The sequence below is a fragment of the Actinoplanes oblitus genome, assembly GCF_030252345.1.
Classification (GTDB): domain Bacteria; phylum Actinomycetota; class Actinomycetes; order Mycobacteriales; family Micromonosporaceae; genus Actinoplanes; species Actinoplanes oblitus.
In genome coordinates this window covers 7910687-7927343 of sequence record NZ_CP126980.1, presented here as the reverse complement: position 1 = coordinate 7927343, position 16657 = coordinate 7910687, and the positions used below count along the sequence as shown (strand labels likewise).

Sequence of the window (16657 nt, the reverse complement as noted above, 5' to 3'; positions counted from 1 at the left end):
GCCTAAGGCATGTCGATCCGGTGACCTATCGGCTCCGGCGCCGCGGCGAAGCGCATCTCGTAGATCGGCCGATACCTGTCGTCGACGAGGGTGAGCAGGCTGAGCAGCAGCACGAAGAAGAGCGCGCCCGCCGGGTCGAAGTGCCGGCCGGCATTGTCCAGCAGCCATCCGGCCGCCACCACCAGGCCCGCGTTCAGCACCACCCGGATGCCGAAGGCGATCAGCATGAACTGGCTCCCGCGCCCGGACCGGGCGACGCCGAGGCTGATCACGGCGTTGACGACGACGATCAGCGTGGTGCCGAGGAACAGCTGCACCGGTGTCGCCGCGGTGCCGGGCAGCACCTGCGAGTAGATCACCCAGAGCAGGCCGATCAGCGTCACCTTCTCCAGCGTCCCGGCGGAGACGACCCGGCTGTGCGCGGCGGTCCACCGGTTGCGCTCCGCCACGCCTGCCGCCGCGGCGGGCAACGGGTCGGCGGCGACGTGCCACGACCAGTCCGGATCGGGCTGCCGCGGGCGTACCGCGAACCAGTAGACCAGGTAGAGCAGCACCACCGCCGCGACGACCGCCGGGCCGAACCACGGGACCTCGGCGACCGTGTCGGTGAAGTCGAGCTGTGCGATGTGGATCCACCACTCCTGCGGCAGCTTGACGAACACCCAGATCGCGGCCGCGGTGATCACCCAGGACCGCAACGCCACCCGGGCCGGATTCCAGAACAAGCGGTACGCCTCGTAGGCGATGAAGAAGTATTCGAACGTGTTCGGGAAGATCAGCAGCAGGGGCCGCCAGCCGGTCAGCTCGAACGCCACCACCCCGATCAGGCGGTGTGAAACCCGAGACCCTTTTCCGGTACGGCTGAGCCCCGCGCCCGCCTCACGTGGCGATGGACCCCGCGATCCGCCGCAGCGCCGCCGTGAGATCGGCCGCCGACGGCGCCTTCTCCGGGTCGATCAGCCACTGGGTCAGCACCCCGGTGAGCAGCGCCTGGTGAAACGCCCCCACGGCGGCCCGCTCCGCCGGGGTGGCCGGCGCCGGCGCCGTGTCGAAGAGCTCGGCCAGCCCCAGATAGGCCTCGGACAACCCGGCCGCCAGCTGCTCGCGGATCTCCGGCTGCCGCTGGCTCTGGGTGACCACCTCGAGCTGCATCGCCCACAGGGCCCGTTGTGTCCGGAACGACTCGATGATGCGCGCCCAGACGCCCTGGAATCGCTCCAGCGGGCCGGCGTCGTCGAGGTCGTCGGCGGTGAGGGCCTTGGCCATCTCGTCGCCCCACTCCCGCATGACCTGGAACAACGCGGCGTTGAGCAGCGCCTCGGTGGAGCGGTAGTGGTAGCCGATGGCGGCCAGGCTGGTGCCGGCGGCGGTGGCGATGTCCCGGGCCGTGGTGCGGGCGTAGCCCTTCTCGTAGAGACAGCGTTTCGCGCCGTCGAGCAGAGCCTCACGATTTCCCATGGCAGGGAGTGTATCCGTCTGAGACGTCCCTCTGAAACAAGCGTGCAATTCAACCGTCCAGAGTGCTGGGACAACTGTCTTGCACAACTGTCTCACACATGTGTATCGTCGCTCCCATGACGAAGACGGTCCTGATCTCCGGCGCCGGTGTCGCCGGCCTCACGCTGGCGTACTGGTTGCGCCGCCACGGCTTCCGGCCGACGGTCGTCGAGCGGGCCCCGGCCCTGCGCGACGGCGGCTACAAGGTGGACATCCGCGGTGCCGCCCTCGAGGTGGCCCGCCGGACCGGCATCCTGGAGCGGGCTCGCGAGCTGCGCACCGACGTCCGCTCCGGCGCGGTGGTCGACCGCACCGGCAAGCGGGTGGCCAGCATGAACGGGGACACCTTCGGTGGTCGCGAGGAGCACGACGCGGAGCTCCTCCGCGGCGACCTCACCCGCCTGCTGTTCGACCTGACCCGCGACGAGGTGGACTACCGGTTCGGCGACGCGATCGCCGCCCTGGACGGCACGTCGGTCACCTTCGAGAGCGGCCGCACCGAGACCTTCGACCTGATCGTCGGCGCCGACGGGGTGCACTCGCGGACCCGGGAGCTGGCCTTCGGCCCGGAGTCCGGCTTCGTCCACGACATGGGTCACCGGGTCGCCATCTGCACGGTCCCCAACCACCTGGGCCTCGACCGGGAGGAGGTGACCTATGTCAGCCCCGGCCGCACCACGCTCGTCTACAGCACCGCCGGCCAGTCCACCGCCAAGGCGATGTTCCTGTTCACCGAGCCGGCCGGGATCGACGAGAGCGACCCGCGCCGGGCCCTGCGCGAGGCCTACGCCGGGCAGGGCTGGGAGGTGCCCCGGCTGCTCGACGCGGTGACCGAGGCCCCCGACCTCTACTACGACCGGCTCGCCCAGGTGCGGATGGACAGCTGGTCGGCCGGTCCGGTCGCGCTGCTCGGCGACGCGGCGCACTGCGCCTCCCCGGCCTCCGGCCAGGGCACCAGCCTCGCGCTGGTGGGGGCCTATCTGCTGGCCGGCGAGCTGGCCGCGGCCGGCGGCGATCACCGGGCCGGCTTCGCCGCCTACGAGAGCCGGATGCGCCAGTTCGCCGAGCGCAACCAGCGACTCGGCCCGGCCAACATCAAGCGCATGGTGCTCCGCAGCGCCGGCCAGGTGCGGATGTCGATGGTGATGCTCGCGGTGCTGTCCCGCCTGCCCGGCCGCGATCGGATGATGGCCGCGATGATGGCGCCGCTGCACCAGGCCGCCAACGCCATCGACCTCCCGGACTACTCCGCTCTCGCCCAGCACCCCTGAGACGATCGAGACCCGCTTCCGGTACGCCGTCCGCGCTCACCATCCGGGACGCGGACAGCGGCGTTCGCCGAGGCCGGCGGTTCCTTGTCGGGTGGTTCGCTGGAGGAACCCGGCTCGGGCTGGCATCGTTCCCGGGGTGTGCCGGGTGGTTCCGGCAATGCCGAGCTGAAGGAGTTCCGATGCGGCAGGCGCAGCGGCTGAAGAGTGTCAAGTACGACATCCGGGGCCCGGTGCTGCGCCGGGCACAGGAGCTGGAGGCGGCCGGGCACCGGATCCTCAAGCTCAACCTGGGCAACCCGGCGCCGTGGGGCCTGGCCACGCCGGAGCCGATCATGGCGGACGTGATCCACAACCTGGCGGACGCGCAGGGCTACAGCGACGCGCGGGGCATCTACTCGGCGCGGGTCGCCGTCGCGCAGTACTACCAGAACCAGGGCGTGACCAGCGTGCAGCCGGACGACGTGCTGCTCGGCAACGGGGTCTCCGAGCTGATCGTGATGTGCCTGCAGGCGCTGCTGGACACCGGTGACGAGGTGCTGGTGCCGAGCCCCGACTATCCGCTGTGGACCGGTGTGGTGAACCTGTGCAGCGCCCGGGCGGTGCACTACCGCTGCGACGAGAGCACCGGGTGGCAGCCGGACCTGGAGCACCTGGCGTCCCGCATCACCGAGCGCACCCGCGCCCTGGTGGTGATCAACCCGAACAACCCGACCGGTGCCGTCTACTCCGAGGAGACGCTGCTCGGCATGATCGAGCTGGCTCGCCAGCACCAGCTGATGATCTTCGCGGACGAGATCTACGACAAGATCGTCTTTGACGGGGCGCGGCACCACACCCTCGCGGCACTCGCCCCGGACGTGCCGGTGGTCAGCATGGGTGGCCTGTCGAAAACCTACCGTGCCGCGGGATTCCGCTCCGGCTGGCTCGCCACCAGCGGTTTCCCCGGTGGTGACGCGGACTATCTGGAGGGCCTGCAGCTGCTCGCCAACATGCGCCTCTGCCCGAACGTCCCGGCCCAGCACGCCATCCAGACCGCGCTCGGCGGTTACCAGAGCATCGAGGAGCTGATCCGTCCCGGCGGCCGCCTCCTCGAACAGCGCGACCACGCCTGGCGCCAGCTCACCTCGATCCCCGGCGTCGACTGCGTCAAGCCGTCCGGCGCCCTCTACCTCTTCGCCCGGCTGGACCCCCAGGTCCACAAGATTCACGACGACGAGAGGCTGGTCATCGACCTCCTCGAACAGCAGCACCTGCTGATCTCGCACGGCACCGGCTTCAACATCGACACCCCGGACCACCTCCGCCTGGTCTTCCTGGCACCCACCGAGGTCCTGGACGACGCCGTCGGCCGGATCCGCACCTTCCTGTCCACCTACACCCAGTAACCGCCACCAGGTCCTGCGGCTGGTCCTGGCGGTTGTCTCGCTGGTCCGGAGGCAACCGTGAGAGCCAGCCCGAGTTCCCCGGCTGGTCCTGGCGGTCGTCTCGTGGGTCTGGAGGCCACCGTGGGGGCCAGCCGGGGTTCCCCGGCTGGTCGTGGTGGTTGTCTCGTGGGTCTGGAGGCCACCGTGGGGGCCAGCCGGGGTTCCCCGGCTGGTCGTGGTGGTTGTCTCGTGGGTCTGGAGGCCACCGTGGGGGCCAGCCGGGGTTCCGTGGCTGGTCGTGGTGGTTGTCTCGTGGGTCCGGAGGCCACCGTGGGGGCCAGCCGGGGTTGGGGGCGCGTTGCGGTCGTGAGCGGGCCGGAGTGTCGCGTGCGCCGAGCGGACCCGCACGACACGCGCCGCGGTCCGGACCGGGCCGCGACATCGCGAGCCGATCGGCACGGGACTCCGAGTCGTACCGAATGAAGATCCGGAAATGCCAGGGCGGCATCGCGGCAGCGAGGATGGTCTCCGGCGGCCGGGAACCTCGGCGGGCCGGGGATCAGCGGGCCCGGGTGGCCATCGCCTCCACGGCTGACATCAGCAGGTCGAGGCCGAAGTTGTAGTAGCGCTCGACGTCCGGCGCCTGCCGATAGGTCTTCGCGAACTCGATCATCATGGGGAACTTGTCGGCGGGCAGGCACTCCAGCGAGATCCGTTTCTGGCGGCGCCACTCCTCGGCCTGCTCGGGCGGCACGTTCGCCGGGCAGTCGGGCTGACCGGCGACCAGGCCCATCGCGCCGTTCAGCAGGTACGTCGCGATCCAGTAGGACTGCTCGACGTCGAATCCGCCCTCGGCCAGCAGGGTCAGCGTGTCGTTGGTGGCCCGGGTGAAGCTGTCCGCCCGGGTCTTGTCCGCCGCGTGCAGCAGGTCGGGCAGGCACGGGTGGGCGCGCATCACCCCGACCACCGTCTCGACGATGGCGCGCAGCTGTTTCTGCCATGGATCGCCGGCGCTGCGGTCGGCCCGGACCCCGCTGAGCACGTGGTCGACCACGCCCAGCATCAGCTCGTCCTTGTTCTTGAAGTGCCAGTACAGCGCCATCGGGGTGACGCCCAGCTCCTTGGCCAGGCGGCGAATGGTGATGGCGTCCAGGCCCTCCTCGTCACCGAGGCGCAGCGCGCGCTCGGCCACGGCCGCCTTGCTGAGTCGTTCTGCCGGAGTCACTTGACAACCATACAACGTACAGGTCTCATATACGAGGTACATGTACAACGTACAAGGACGGCGTACAGGTACGTCGTACAGGGGAGAGGGACCGATGGAGAAGAACCGCCGGTGGTGGGCGCTGGTAGCTGTCGCGCTCGGCACCTTCATGACCTACCTCGACAACAACGTGGTCAACGTCGCCTTGCCGAGCATTCAGCGGGAGCTCGACCTGAGCATCTCCGGACTGGAGTGGATCACCAGCGCGTACATCCTGGTCTTCGCCGGCCTGCTGCTGGCCGGTGGCCGCATCGGCGACGTCCTGGGACACCGGATGGTGTTCCTCTCCGGTCTGGGGATCTTCACCGTGGCGTCGGTCGCGGCCGGCCTGGCCGGTAGCCAGGAGTTGCTGATCGGCGCCCGCGCCGTCCAGGGCATCGGGGCGGCGCTGCTCTCCCCCGCCGCCCTGGCGCTGCTGCAAGAGTTCTTCCCGGATCCGAAGGAGCGCGGCACCGCGATCGGCATCTGGGGCGCGGTCGGCGCGCTCGCCCTCGCCGTCGGCCCGCTCACCGGCGGCGTGCTCAGCCAGCACGTGTCGTGGGGCTGGATCTTCCTGATCAACCTGCCGATCGGCGTGGCCACCTTCGCCCTGTCGGCGATCGCCATGCCGCGCCGCGCCGGCGCCACCCGGGCCGCCGGCTCGCTGCGCCGGCTGGACCCGCTCGGCCTGGCGCTCTCCTCGCTCGCGCTGTTCGCCCTCACCTACGCCCTCATCGAGGGTGACGCCAAGGGCTGGACCTCGGGCCTCATCCTCGGATCATTCGCGGTCGCCGCCGCCGCGGCAGTGGCCTTCGTCGTCCAGCAGGCCCGCACCGCCGACTCGATGGTCAACCTGGCCTTCTTCCGCCTGCGGATGTTCACCGGTGGCCTGCTGGCCATGGGCCTGTGGGCCTTCGGGGTCTTCGGCATCTACTTCTACATGGCCATCTACCTGCAGAACGTGCTCGGCTTCTCGCCCACCGAGGCCGGCGCCGGCTTCGTCCCGCTGGCACTGATCACCGCTGTCGGCGCGGTCCTGGCACCCCGCTTCGAGGCCCGTTTCGGCGTCGCCCGGGTGACCGCTTTCGGTCTGGCCGTGATGGGTGCCGCGATCGCCGGCATCGCCCGGTACGGCGAGGGCACCGAGTACCTCGACCTGCTGCCCTGGTTCGCCCTCTACGGCGTGGGCGGCGGCCTGCTGATCCCGCTCAGCCAGGTCGTGGTCGGCGCGCTCCCGCCCGAGCGGGCCGGTGTCGCCTCCGGCATGCTCAACGTCTCCCGCGAGGTCTTCGGCCTGCTCGGCGTGACGGTGCTCGGCGCCATCCTGAGCAACCGGGCCGGCGCCACCACCGGCAGCGAGCTGCACCGCTACCTGGTCGGGTACCAGTTCTCGATGGTCGTCGCCGCGCTGCTGGTGCTGGCCGGGGTACCGGTGAGCCTCTGGATGCTGCGGCGGGCGCGGGTCAGCGAGGAGCGGGTGCCGGTCCCTGTTCTTGAGACGGTCTGACGCCCGGTATCGGAGAAGTCGGCCCGCCGTGGTCGACTTCTCCGGGTGAAGGTACCGATCAGCGCCCTGGTAGCGGGCCTAGTCGCCGTCCTGGTGAGCTTCTCCGGCCCGTTCGTGGTGGTGCTCACCGCCGCCTCGGCCGCCCACCTGACCACCGCCCAGACCACCTCGTGGGTCTGGGCGATCGCTGTCGGCAGTGGTCTGTCCGGCCTGGTGCTCAGCCTGGTCACCCGGATGCCGGTGATCACCGCGTGGTCCACGCCCGGTGCGGCGCTGCTGGTCGGCTCGCTGGGCGCGTACCGATACTCGGACGCGATCGGCGCGTTCCTGTTCGCCGCCGCCGGGATGACCATCCTCGGCTTCTCCGGGCTGTTCGGCCGGATCCTGGCCCGGGTGCCGCGGGGCATCATCTCGGCGATGCTGGCCGGCATCCTGCTGCCGTTCGCGCTGGAGGCGTTCCGCCAGCTGCCGGGCGCGCCGGCGATCGTCCTGTCGGTGCTCGTGGGGTACTTCCTGGGCCGGCGCCTGCTGCCCAACTACGCGGTGCTGTTCGCCCTCGCGGCGGGCACCCTGGTCGCCGCGCTCGGCCACGACCTGCACCTCGGCGGGATCCCGGTGCGGATCACCCTCCCGCACCTGACGGTGCCGAGTCTCAACTGGTCGGCGCTGGTCAGCATCGGCCTGCCGCTGCTGATCGTCACGATGGCCTCGCAGAACGCGCCGGGCCTCGCGGTGCTGAAGAGCAGCGGATACCAGCCGGACGACCGGCTGCTGCTCACCGGCACCGGCCTCACCTCGGTGCTGCTCGCCCCGTTCGGCAGTCACGGGATCAACCTGGCGGCGATCACCGCGGCGATCTGCACCGGCGAGCAGGCCCACCCGAACCCGCGGCTGCGCTACGTGGCCGGGGTCGCCTGCGGCGCCTTCTACCTGGTCTGCGGCCTGCTCGGCACCGGCCTGGTCGGCTTCTTCACCGCGCTGCCGAAACCGCTGGTCGCCGCGGTCTGCGGGGTCGCCCTGCTGGGCGCGCTGCTGGGCAGCCTGGCCGGCGCCCTCGACGACCGGCCGGCCCGCGAGGGCGCCCTGGTCACCCTGGCCGCCACCGCGTCCGGGATGACCGTGGCGCACGTCGGCGCGGCCTTCTGGGGACTAGTCGCCGGTGTGGGCGTACACCTGGTCCTGACGCGTTTCAAAGCGCCGCGAGAGCCGCAGCCAGACGACGAAACCCCAGATGACGAAGCCCGCGTAGACCGCGTAGAGCACCGCTGACGGGTAGTAGCCGAAGTGCAGCAGCTCCGGTACGCCGACCAGGTCGACGGCGATCCAGCAGAGCCAGAACTCCACCCAGCCGCGGGCCATCGCGAACGTCGCCAGCATCGACCCCACGAAGATCCACGAGTCGGCCAGGTAGTACCACCAGGGGACCGGGAAGCCGGCGCCGATCGCGCGGAACACGAAGAAGCAGCCGGCCACGGCGGCCAGCGCGGCGGGAACGAAGATCAGGCGCTGCCGGTGGCCGGCCCAGTGCGGGACCACCGCGGTGCCGTGGTCGAGCCGCCGGTTGCGCTGCCAGCGCCACCAGCCGTAAACGCTGGTGATCAGGAAGAACACCTGGCGGGCGGCCTGGCCGTACAGCGGGGTGCCCTGGTCGTTGCCGAGCGCCTGGCCCAGGAAGACGGTGAACAGCAGCACGTTGCCGACGATCCCGACCGGCCACGCCCAGGCGTTGCGGCGCAGGCCGAACAGCGCCGAACCGAGCCCGAACGCGTTACCGACGATCTCGCGCCAGTAGATCGCCTGGTCCGGGGTCACCTGCCACTTGGCGGTGTAGAACGAGGTCAGCAGATGGTCGAGCCAAGTCACGGCTCAAGGTAGACCCGTTTCCCCCGTTGGGCATAGTGGGACGGTGACCACAGTGATCTCCTGTCCGGTGCAGACCCGGCTCTACGCCGAGGGCCGGGTGATCGAGCAGGACTTCGGGTTCGACGCACTCGCCGGCCACCTGCGTGAGCATCCCGCGTCGTTCGCCTGGGTGGACCTCTACCAGCCGCAGCCGGCCGATCTCGCGGCCGTCGCCGAGGAGTTCGACCTGCACCCGCTCGCCGTCGAGGACGCCCTCGCCGAGCACGAACGCCCCAAGCTGGACCACTATCCCGGTCACCTGTTCATCAACGTCTACGCGGTGGAGTACCGGCCCGCCGAGACCGGTCCGCGGACAGACAAGACCGAGATCAGCGCGTTCATCACCAAGCGGGTGCTGATCACGGTGCGCAAGGCGGACTCCGACGTGCGCCGGCTGATCGAGCGCTGGGACACCGAACCGCACCTGGCCGTCCAGGGCGGCGTGAACTACCTGGTCTACGGTCTGCTCGACCTGGTCGTCGACGGGCAGTACGCGGCGGCCCGGGCGATCGACGAGGCGATGGACTCGGTCGAGGACGTGATGCTCGGGGAGGGCGGCGCGCCCCGGCCGGTCCGGCTGCGCGGCTTCGCCCTGCGCCGCGCGCTGGCCGCCCTGCGCCGGGCGGTGGCTCCCATGCCGGACCTGGTCCACGAGGTCGACCGGGCCGAGATCGAGCTGGTGAACGACCATCTGAAGCCGTATTACCGGGATGTCGAGGACCATGCCCAGCGGACCGTCGAGTCGATCGAGCACTCGCTCACCCGGATCAACGAGCTGCTCGACGCCGACCTCGCCGAGCAGAGCAACGTGCTCAACGACGTCACCCGCAAGCTCGCCGCCTGGGCCGCGATCATCGCGGTGCCGACCGCGCTCACCGGCTACTTCGGGCAGAACCTGCCCTATCCCGGATTCGGGAAGTTCTGGGGATTCCTGCAGAGCCTCGCACTGATCGCCGTCTCGGCCAGCGCCCTCTTCTTCTACCTCAAGAAACGCGGCTGGCTATAGGTTCTGTCGCGGGATTCACGCGGGCCCTGCAGCCCCCACCTGAACCTCGCCTCGCTCGCACGTGAATCCCGCGACAGAACCTAGTACCGTCCCCGGTTATCGGGGGTGATGGATGCTTGCGCTCGTTCTCGGTGCCGTGCGGACCAGGACCGCGCAGGTGCTCACCATTCTGGCGCTGACCGTCGTGGCCACAGCGGTCGTCGCCGCCGGGCCCTGGTACGCGGCGGCCGCCACCGCCCGGGCCGCCGAGGCGGATCTCGCCGCCGCGCCCGCGGCGCAGCGGATGCTGTCCATCAGGCAGGGTGCGCTCACCGGTGGCGACGCCGCCGGGGCCCTGGAGGACTTCCGGGATTCGGTACGCCGGATGCTCCCGATGCCCCTCGACGAGCCGGTGTTCGGCCTGGTCAAGCCCCTGAACGTAGCCGGCGGCGCGACCCGGCCGGTGCTCGCCGCGGCGTTCCGCGAGCAGTTCTGTGACCGGGCCGGCCTGGACGGGCGGTGCCCGCGCCGAGCCGGTGAGGCGGCGATCAGCCGGGACGCGGCGCAGCGTCTCGGCCTCGGTCTCGGCGACCGGGTCAGCCTGGTCGAGACGCCGGGGCGGGTCCCGGTGGTGCTCACCGTCGTGGCCCGCTACACGCCCGCCGAACCGGACGGTCCGTACTGGAGTGATCCGCTGTACCGCAAGGACCAGGGACTCGACCCGGCGTTCACCCCACTGTCGACATTCGCCGCCGAGGCGCTCCAGTCGCCCACGCTCACCCTCGACGGCCGGATCCCGGACCGGCTCTTCCGCGGTGCCGGCGGCTTCGACCTGGCCGCCCAGCTGCGCGAGACCGACGCCCGGCTGGCCGCCGCCAAGGTCCGCCTGGTCACCACCAGCGCCGGCCTGCTCACCACCCTGCACCGGGACCGGGTGACCATCCGCGACGGGGTGGTCACCGCCGCCGTGCAGACGCTGGTCCTCACCTGGTTCGCTGTCGGCCTGGCCGGCCGCTACACCGGCCGGGACCGCCGCGCCGACGCCGCCCTGCTCAAGTTGCGCGGCGCGACCCGGCTCGGCACGCTGCGCCTGGTCTGGGGCCAGCATCTGGTCCCGCTGCTGGCCGGCGCCCTGCTCGGCGCGCCCGCCGGGTATCTGCTGGCCCGGCTGCTGGCCGGCCCGGTCACCGACCCGGGCGACCGGCGGGCGGCGCTGCTGCTGTCGCTCGCCGCGGTCGCCGCCGTGCTGGCCGGCGGCCTGCTCGTGCTCGCCGTGCTGGAGGCGCTGGTGCTCCGGCGGCCGGTGCCCGACCTGCTGCGCGGGGCCGGCGCCGCGACGTCCGCGACCTGGCGGTCCGGCCTGGTCGACCTGCTGCTGGTGGCGGTGGCCGGCGCCGCCGTCTACCAGTCCCGGGCTGGTGGCGCCGGCAGCGGGCTGGCCCGCGCCGCCCCGCCGCTGCTCGCGCTGACGGTGGCGCTGCTGCTGGCCCGGCTGCTGGCCCGGGCCGCGGATCGGGGCGGCGCCGCCTGGGTGCGCGGCGGGCACCTGCCGGCCGGGCTCACCGCGCTGCGGGTGTCCCGGCAGCCCGGCACCGATCGGGTGGTCGCGCTGCTGGTGGTGGCGGTAGCGGTCTTCCTCACCGCGGCCGGCGCCTGGTCCGGCGAACGCGTCGCCCGGGACGAGCGCGGCGCCGCCGAGCAGGGCGCGCCCCGGGTGCTGCGGGTGCGGGCGGCGAACCGGACCGCCCTGCTCACCGCGGTCCGCGCGGCCGACCCGGACGGCCGAACCGCGATGGCCGCGGTGGTCGACACCACCACCGACCCGCCGGTGCTGTCGGTGGACAGCGGACGGTACGCCGCGGTCGCCGACCGCGAGCCGCTGGCCGTGTCACCGCCCGGGACCGGGACCGCCGGGCCGGGGTTGCCGCTGGTCACCGGTGACCGGCTGACCGTGCGGGTGCGCCGGGACGGTCCGGCTCCGGTGCAGCTCACGCTCACCCTGCGGCAGGACGGGACCGGCGTGCCGGAGACGGTGTCGTTCGGCGTGCTCGGGCCGGGGGAGCAGCAGGTCAGCGCGCCGGTGCGGGGCTGCGCGACGGCGCCCGGCTGCCGGATCGTCCGCTGGGCGGTGACCACGCCCGCCGGTCCGGAGGTGACGGCCGAGGTGGCGCCGCGGGGGAGTGCGGTGGGCGTACGGAAGATGTGGCAGGCGAACCCGGCGGCGGACCTGCTCGGCCCGGCCGAACTCGGTGATGTGCGGCGGTGGCGGTCCGGTGGCGACGGCGCCGCGCTCGACGTCTCCACCGCCGGTGGGGTGTTGCGCCTGGCCCCCGACCAGAACGCGATGATGCTGCCGGTGGCCGGCGCGGAGGCCTGGGCGGCGGACGTCACGCTGCCGCTGCCGGTGGTGCTGGCCGGGCCCGGACCGCAGGCCCGGCAGCTCGACGACCCGGTCCTCGGTCTGGGGTCCGGTCCGATACCGATCAGCATCCGGGGGCGCGTGCCGGCGCTGCCGGTGCTCGGCCGTTCCGGGGTGCTCACCGACCTGGAGGCGCTGCGCCGGATGACCGGCGACACCGAGCCGCCGGGCGAGTACCAGGTGTGGCTGGCGGCCGGCGCGCCGGACCGCCTGGTCGCGGCGCTGACCGCGGCCGGGCTGCAGGTGACCGGGGACAGCACCCGGGCCGGCCGGTTCGCCCAGCTGGGGCGGCAGGGCCCGGCCGCGGTCACCGCATTCGGGCTGCTCGCCGGGCTGGCCGGGCTGCTGCTCGCGGCGGCCACCTGCGCGGTGGCCGCGGCGGTGGACCGGCGCGGCGCCGGTGACCAGTTGCGCGCCCTCCGGGTGCAGGGACTGGCGACCCGGGTGGCGGTCGCCGCCGGGTACGCCGGAACCGCCGCGCCGATCCTCGCCGGCCTGCTCGGCGGCACCCTCGCCGCGCTGCTCACCGGGCCGCTGACCGGCACCCGGGTGCCGCCGTTCACCGACGGCTGGGACGTGCTGCCGCTGCCCCCGGTGCTCGGCGGCCTCGCCCTCGGGTTCGGCCTGCTGACCGCTTCCGCCCTGCTCGGCCTGACCGGCTGGCTGGCCGTTCAGCCGCTCGTCCGGCGCCTGCGAGCGGCGCTGTGACCGGCCTCGTCCTCGCCATGGTCTGGCGGCGCCGCGGCCAGGCGGTCACCCTGGCCCTGCTCGCGATGCTGGCGGTCGCGTCGGCGGTGGCCGCGCCGGCCTACCTGATCGCCGCCGACCGGGCGGTCGCGGCCGGGCAGATCTCCACCGCCGCCCCCGGCGAGCTGGGTCTGAGTATCGCCGCGTCGCTCAACCCGCGGGCCGGTGCGGACCCGCTCGCCCCGCCGCCGCTGGACTTCACCACCGTCGCCGCCGCGCTCGTCGACCTGCCCGGGTTCGACTACGTCTACGCCACCGAGTATCCGGCCGTCGGCATCGAGCCGAGCCTGGAGTTCGCCTCCCGGATGGTCTTCCGGCAGGGCGTCTGCGACCACCTGACCCTGCGGGCCGGCCGCTGTCCGGCCGGGGAGGGTGAGCTGCTGCTCGGCGAGCGCACCGCGGCCCGGCTCGGGCTGCGCCCCGGCGACCCGGTCACGCTGACCGGGGCCCGGTTCAACGACGACGCGCAGACCCCGGGGTACGTGCCGGCGGCGGTGCCGCAGCGGCTCACCGTGGTCGGCACCTACACGATCCGGGACGCCGGCGAGGCGTACTGGGGCTCGCACGGCTACTTCACCGCGACGCCCGGCCGGGGGCCGGGCGAGCCGGTCTTCACGCTCATGGCGACGGTGGCCGCGATGGACCATCCGGGCAGCGACGTGTCGATCGACGGCACCGCCGGGCCGGCGGCGCTGGACGTGGACCGCCTCGGTGACCTGCGCGCCGGGGTGGACCGGCTCGGCGACACGGCCGCCAAGCTCGGCTCCGGGGTGCAGCTGAGCACCGGCCTGCCCGGCCTGCTCGACCGGATCGACGCCGGCCGGGCCGCCGCCCGCCAGCTGGTCCCGGTGCTGGCCGTGCCGCTGGTGCTGCTCGCCTGCTTCAGCATCTTCCTGGCGGTCGGCTACGGGGCCGAGGGACGGCAGGACGAGCTCGCGGTGGTCGCGCTGCGCGGCGCCCGCTGGTGGACCCGGTGGTGGCTGGCCACCGGGGAGAGCCTGGTCGCCGTCCTGGCCGGCGCGGTGGCCGGCTGTCTCGCCGGGCAGCTGCTGGTCAACGTGGTGGCGGCGAGCCGGTTCCCAGGCGTCGGCGTGGACCCGGGCTGGTCGTCGCTGCGCTACGCCCCGCTCGCCGCCGTCGCCGCGGTGGCCGCCGCGGTCGCCGCCCAGCACCGCCAGCTGCTCAGCCCGGTCAGCACGCTGCTGCGCCGCAACCCGGCCCGGCGCGGCCGCCGAGTGCTGATCACCGAGGCGGTGGTGGTGGTCCTCGCCGTGGTCGCCGGCCTCCAGCTGGCCCTCTCGAACGGCTCGCTGACCGGCCTGGGCCTGTTCGCCCCGGCCCTGCTGATCCTGGCGTTCGCGCTGGTGGCGGCCCGGCTGCTGGTCCCGGTGCTGACCCGCGGGGCGGCCCGGGCGCTGCGCCGGGGCCGGCCCGGCACCGCCCTGGCCGGGTTCCAGCTGTCCCGCCGGCCCGGCGCCGAACGCCTGTTCGCGCTGCTGGTGGCCACGGTCGGGGTGGCCGGGTACGCCGCCTGCGGGGTGGACACCGCGGCCCGCGGCCGGGACGTCGAGGCGGTCCTCGGCACCGGCGCCGCCCGGGTGCTCGACATCGGGCCGGTCTACCGGCAACAGCTGCTCGCCGCGGTCCGCGCGGTCGACCGGAACGGCGACTTCGCGATGGCGGTCAGCCGGCTGCCCAGCGGCGGCCCGGCAGTGCCGAGTGGCCTGGCGGTGGACAGCACCCGGTTGGCCGCGGTCGCCGCCTGGCCGGACGGCGCTCCGGCGGTGCGGGCGGTGGCCGCCCGGCTGCGCCCGGACGCGGCCGAGCCGGCGGCCTTCGCCGGCACCGACATCAGCGTGGCGGCCACCACGACCGGCCTGGGCGTGGGCCGGCGGCTGCGGCTGAGCCTGGCGCTGAGCTCGGTGGACGGGCGCGGCGACACCGAGGTACAGCTCGGCCTGCTCCAGCCCGGGCGGCGGGTGTACCAGCAGCGGGTGCGGCTCTGCCAGGGCGGCTGCCGGCTCAACGGGATCGGGCTGACCGCTGTCGGCACCGCGCTCGGCATCACCGGCCGCGTGGTGATCAACGAGCTGGGCACGGTGAACCCGGTCGCCACGGCGGTGCCGGCCGAGCGCCTGCGGGACCCTGGCGGGTGGCGGATGGCGGCGAACGGCAGGCTGGCGGCGGACCCGGACGGGCTGCGGATCGACCTGGACGCCTCGGGCGGGCTGTCCGCGGCGGCCTGGGTGCAACCGGCCGACACGCCGTGGCCGCTGCCGGTCGCGCACGCCGGTCCGCTGCCGCCCGGCGCGGTGCTGACCGGGCTGGACGCCGATCCGCTGCCGGCCGTACCGGTCGCCGAGCTGCCGGCGGTGCCACTGCTCGGCCGGCACGGCACCCTGGTCGACCTGGAGTACGCCGACCGGGTGGCGGTCGACGCCGCCGAGGCGCAACTGCCCCAGGTGTGGCTGAACGACCGGGCCCCGGCGGACATCGTGGACCGGTTGTCGGCGCGGGGCCTGACCGTCACCGGCGACCATCGGGCCGGCCTGACCGCGCTGCGGCTGGCCGCGCAGGGTCCGGCGCTCGCGCTCTGGTTCCACCTGCTGGCGGCCGGTCTCGCGGTGCTGCTCGGCGCGGGTGGGCTGGTGCTCGCGGCGGCGGTGGACCGGGGGCGGCGCGTCGAGGACCTCACCGCGCTGCGGGTGCAGGGGCTGGGACGGCGTGCCGCCGGGCGGGCGACGCTCTGGACGTACGCCGTCCTGGTCTTCGCCGCGACGGTGGTCGGCCTGCTCGTCGCCCTGGGCGCCTGGGCGCTGACCGGGTGGACCCTGCCGCTGGCCGGGCTCACCCCGCCGGACCTGCCGTTGCCGGCCTGGCCGCGGCCCGGCGCCATGCTGGGCGCCTGCGGCGCGGTGGCCGCCGTGCTCTTCCTGGTGGCCCTGGCCACCGGGCGTGACCTGCGCAATCGCGTTGAGGCGAAGACCGTGAACGGGAGGAACGGATGACTTCGGTGGACCTGGCGTCGGTGGATCTGGGGTACGGGACGGGTGAACCGGTGCTGCGCGACGTGACAGTCAGCGCGCGCCCCGGGGAGGTGCTCGCGATCACCGGAACTTCCGGAGCCGGCAAGACGACTCTGCTGAGCGCGATGGCCGGGTTGCTGGCACCCCGCTCGGGCGCGGTGACGGTGGCCGGTGACCCACTCGGCGACCGGGACGCCGCGGTCGGCCGCGGGGTGGTGCTGATCCCGCAGGAGAACGGGCTGGCCGCCATCCTCACCGCCGCCGAGAACATCTCGGTGGCGGTGATCGCGACCGGCGGATCGCCCGCCGACGCCCGCCGCCGGACCGCCGACGCGCTGGCCGCCGTCGGCCTGGCCGGGCAGGCCAACCAGCTGATCGAGGAGCTGTCCGGCGGCCAGCAGCAGCGCGCCGCGATCGCCCGGGGACTGGCCCTGCGCGGCGAGGTGGTGCTGGCCGACGAGGTGACCAGCGAGCTGGACGCGGCCAACCGGCAGAAGGTCCTGGAGCTGCTCCGCGCCGAGGCGGACCGCGGCGCGACGGTGGTGCTGGCCACCCACGACCCGGAGGCGGCAGCGGTCTGCGACCGGGAACTGCACCTGGTCGACGGCGCCGCGACCTGGGCTCGCGGCTGAGTTGTCCACAGGCCGGAACTTGCGGGCACCACGGCGGGCGTCGAGCGCGTAACCTGCCCGGAGA

12 protein-coding genes are annotated in these 16657 nt (G+C 73.4%); 8 read left to right on the top strand and 4 right to left on the bottom strand.

Features of this window, described 5'->3' with window-relative positions:
* Positions 1-2: 2 nt before the first annotated feature.
* Positions 3-815: a hypothetical protein gene (locus Actob_RS35205; protein ID WP_284916241.1), complete on the bottom strand. Its 813-nt coding sequence runs from the start codon at positions 813-815 to the stop codon at positions 3-5.
* A gap of 64 nt (positions 816-879) precedes the next feature.
* The gene (locus Actob_RS35200) at positions 880-1458 is read right to left on the bottom strand and encodes a TetR/AcrR family transcriptional regulator (protein ID WP_284916239.1); all 579 of its coding nucleotides are present in this window, start codon (positions 1456-1458) and stop codon (positions 880-882) included.
* Positions 1459-1574: 116 nt separating this feature from the next.
* Between Actob_RS35200 and Actob_RS35195 the strand changes: the two genes are divergently transcribed.
* Positions 1575-2768 (top strand): FAD-dependent monooxygenase, encoded by a 1194-nt coding sequence (locus Actob_RS35195; protein WP_284916237.1) that lies wholly within the window; start codon positions 1575-1577, stop codon positions 2766-2768.
* A 179-nt stretch (positions 2769-2947) separates the two neighbouring features.
* Positions 2948-4153, top strand: coding sequence for a pyridoxal phosphate-dependent aminotransferase (locus Actob_RS35190; RefSeq protein ID WP_284916236.1), 1206 nt, complete (start codon positions 2948-2950; stop codon positions 4151-4153).
* 538 nt (positions 4154-4691) lie between these two features.
* Here Actob_RS35190 and Actob_RS35185 read toward each other — a convergent pair.
* A complete protein-coding gene (locus Actob_RS35185) occupies positions 4692-5357 on the bottom strand; it encodes a TetR/AcrR family transcriptional regulator (protein WP_284916235.1) in 666 nt (221 codons plus the stop codon).
* A gap of 94 nt (positions 5358-5451) precedes the next feature.
* Between Actob_RS35185 and Actob_RS35180 the strand changes: the two genes are divergently transcribed.
* The gene (locus Actob_RS35180; protein ID WP_284916234.1) at positions 5452-6882 is read left to right on the top strand and encodes an MFS transporter; all 1431 of its coding nucleotides are present in this window, start codon (positions 5452-5454) and stop codon (positions 6880-6882) included.
* Between the two features lie 45 nt (positions 6883-6927).
* Positions 6928-8151 carry a benzoate/H(+) symporter BenE family transporter gene (locus Actob_RS35175; protein ID WP_284916233.1) on the top strand — a complete coding sequence of 408 codons (1224 nt, stop codon included), beginning with the start codon at positions 6928-6930 and terminating at the stop codon, positions 8149-8151.
* On the opposite strand, the gene Actob_RS35170 is transcribed toward Actob_RS35175, so the two are convergent.
* Positions 8032-8745: a nicotinamide mononucleotide transporter family protein gene (locus Actob_RS35170; protein ID WP_284916232.1), complete on the bottom strand. Its 714-nt coding sequence runs from the start codon at positions 8743-8745 to the stop codon at positions 8032-8034. The genes Actob_RS35175 and Actob_RS35170 overlap by 120 nt on opposite strands.
* Before the next feature lie 43 nt (positions 8746-8788).
* Between Actob_RS35170 and Actob_RS35165 the strand changes: the two genes are divergently transcribed.
* The 4 genes from Actob_RS35165 (at position 8789) to Actob_RS35150 (ending at position 16593) form a co-directional block, all read left to right on the top strand.
* Entirely contained in the window at positions 8789-9790 is a 1002-nt protein-coding gene (locus Actob_RS35165; protein WP_284916230.1) for a magnesium transporter CorA family protein, read from the top strand.
* Between the two features lie 112 nt (positions 9791-9902).
* Entirely contained in the window at positions 9903-12896 is a 2994-nt protein-coding gene (locus tag Actob_RS35160; RefSeq protein WP_284916229.1) for an FtsX-like permease family protein, read from the top strand.
* The gene (locus Actob_RS35155; RefSeq protein WP_284916228.1) at positions 12893-15943 is read left to right on the top strand and encodes an FtsX-like permease family protein; all 3051 of its coding nucleotides are present in this window, start codon (positions 12893-12895) and stop codon (positions 15941-15943) included. Before Actob_RS35160 ends, Actob_RS35155 begins: the two co-directional genes overlap by 4 nt.
* Positions 15940-16593 (top strand): ABC transporter ATP-binding protein, encoded by a 654-nt coding sequence (locus tag Actob_RS35150; RefSeq protein ID WP_284916227.1) that lies wholly within the window; start codon positions 15940-15942, stop codon positions 16591-16593. Before Actob_RS35155 ends, Actob_RS35150 begins: the two co-directional genes overlap by 4 nt.
* The last annotated feature ends 64 nt before the right edge of the window (positions 16594-16657 follow it).

Coding starts and splice junctions, on each gene's coding strand:
- Actob_RS35150 (WP_284916227.1), top strand. CDS start 15,940: ATGACTTCGGTGGACCTGGCGTCGGTGGATCTGGGGTACGGGACGGGT.
- Actob_RS35190 (WP_284916236.1), top strand. CDS start 2,948: ATGCGGCAGGCGCAGCGGCTGAAGAGTGTCAAGTACGACATCCGGGGC.
- Actob_RS35200 (WP_284916239.1), bottom strand. CDS start 1,458: ATGGGAAATCGTGAGGCTCTGCTCGACGGCGCGAAACGCTGTCTCTAC.
- Actob_RS35160 (WP_284916229.1), top strand. CDS start 9,903: ATGCTTGCGCTCGTTCTCGGTGCCGTGCGGACCAGGACCGCGCAGGTG.
- Actob_RS35180 (WP_284916234.1), top strand. CDS start 5,452: ATGGAGAAGAACCGCCGGTGGTGGGCGCTGGTAGCTGTCGCGCTCGGC.
- Actob_RS35195 (WP_284916237.1), top strand. CDS start 1,575: ATGACGAAGACGGTCCTGATCTCCGGCGCCGGTGTCGCCGGCCTCACG.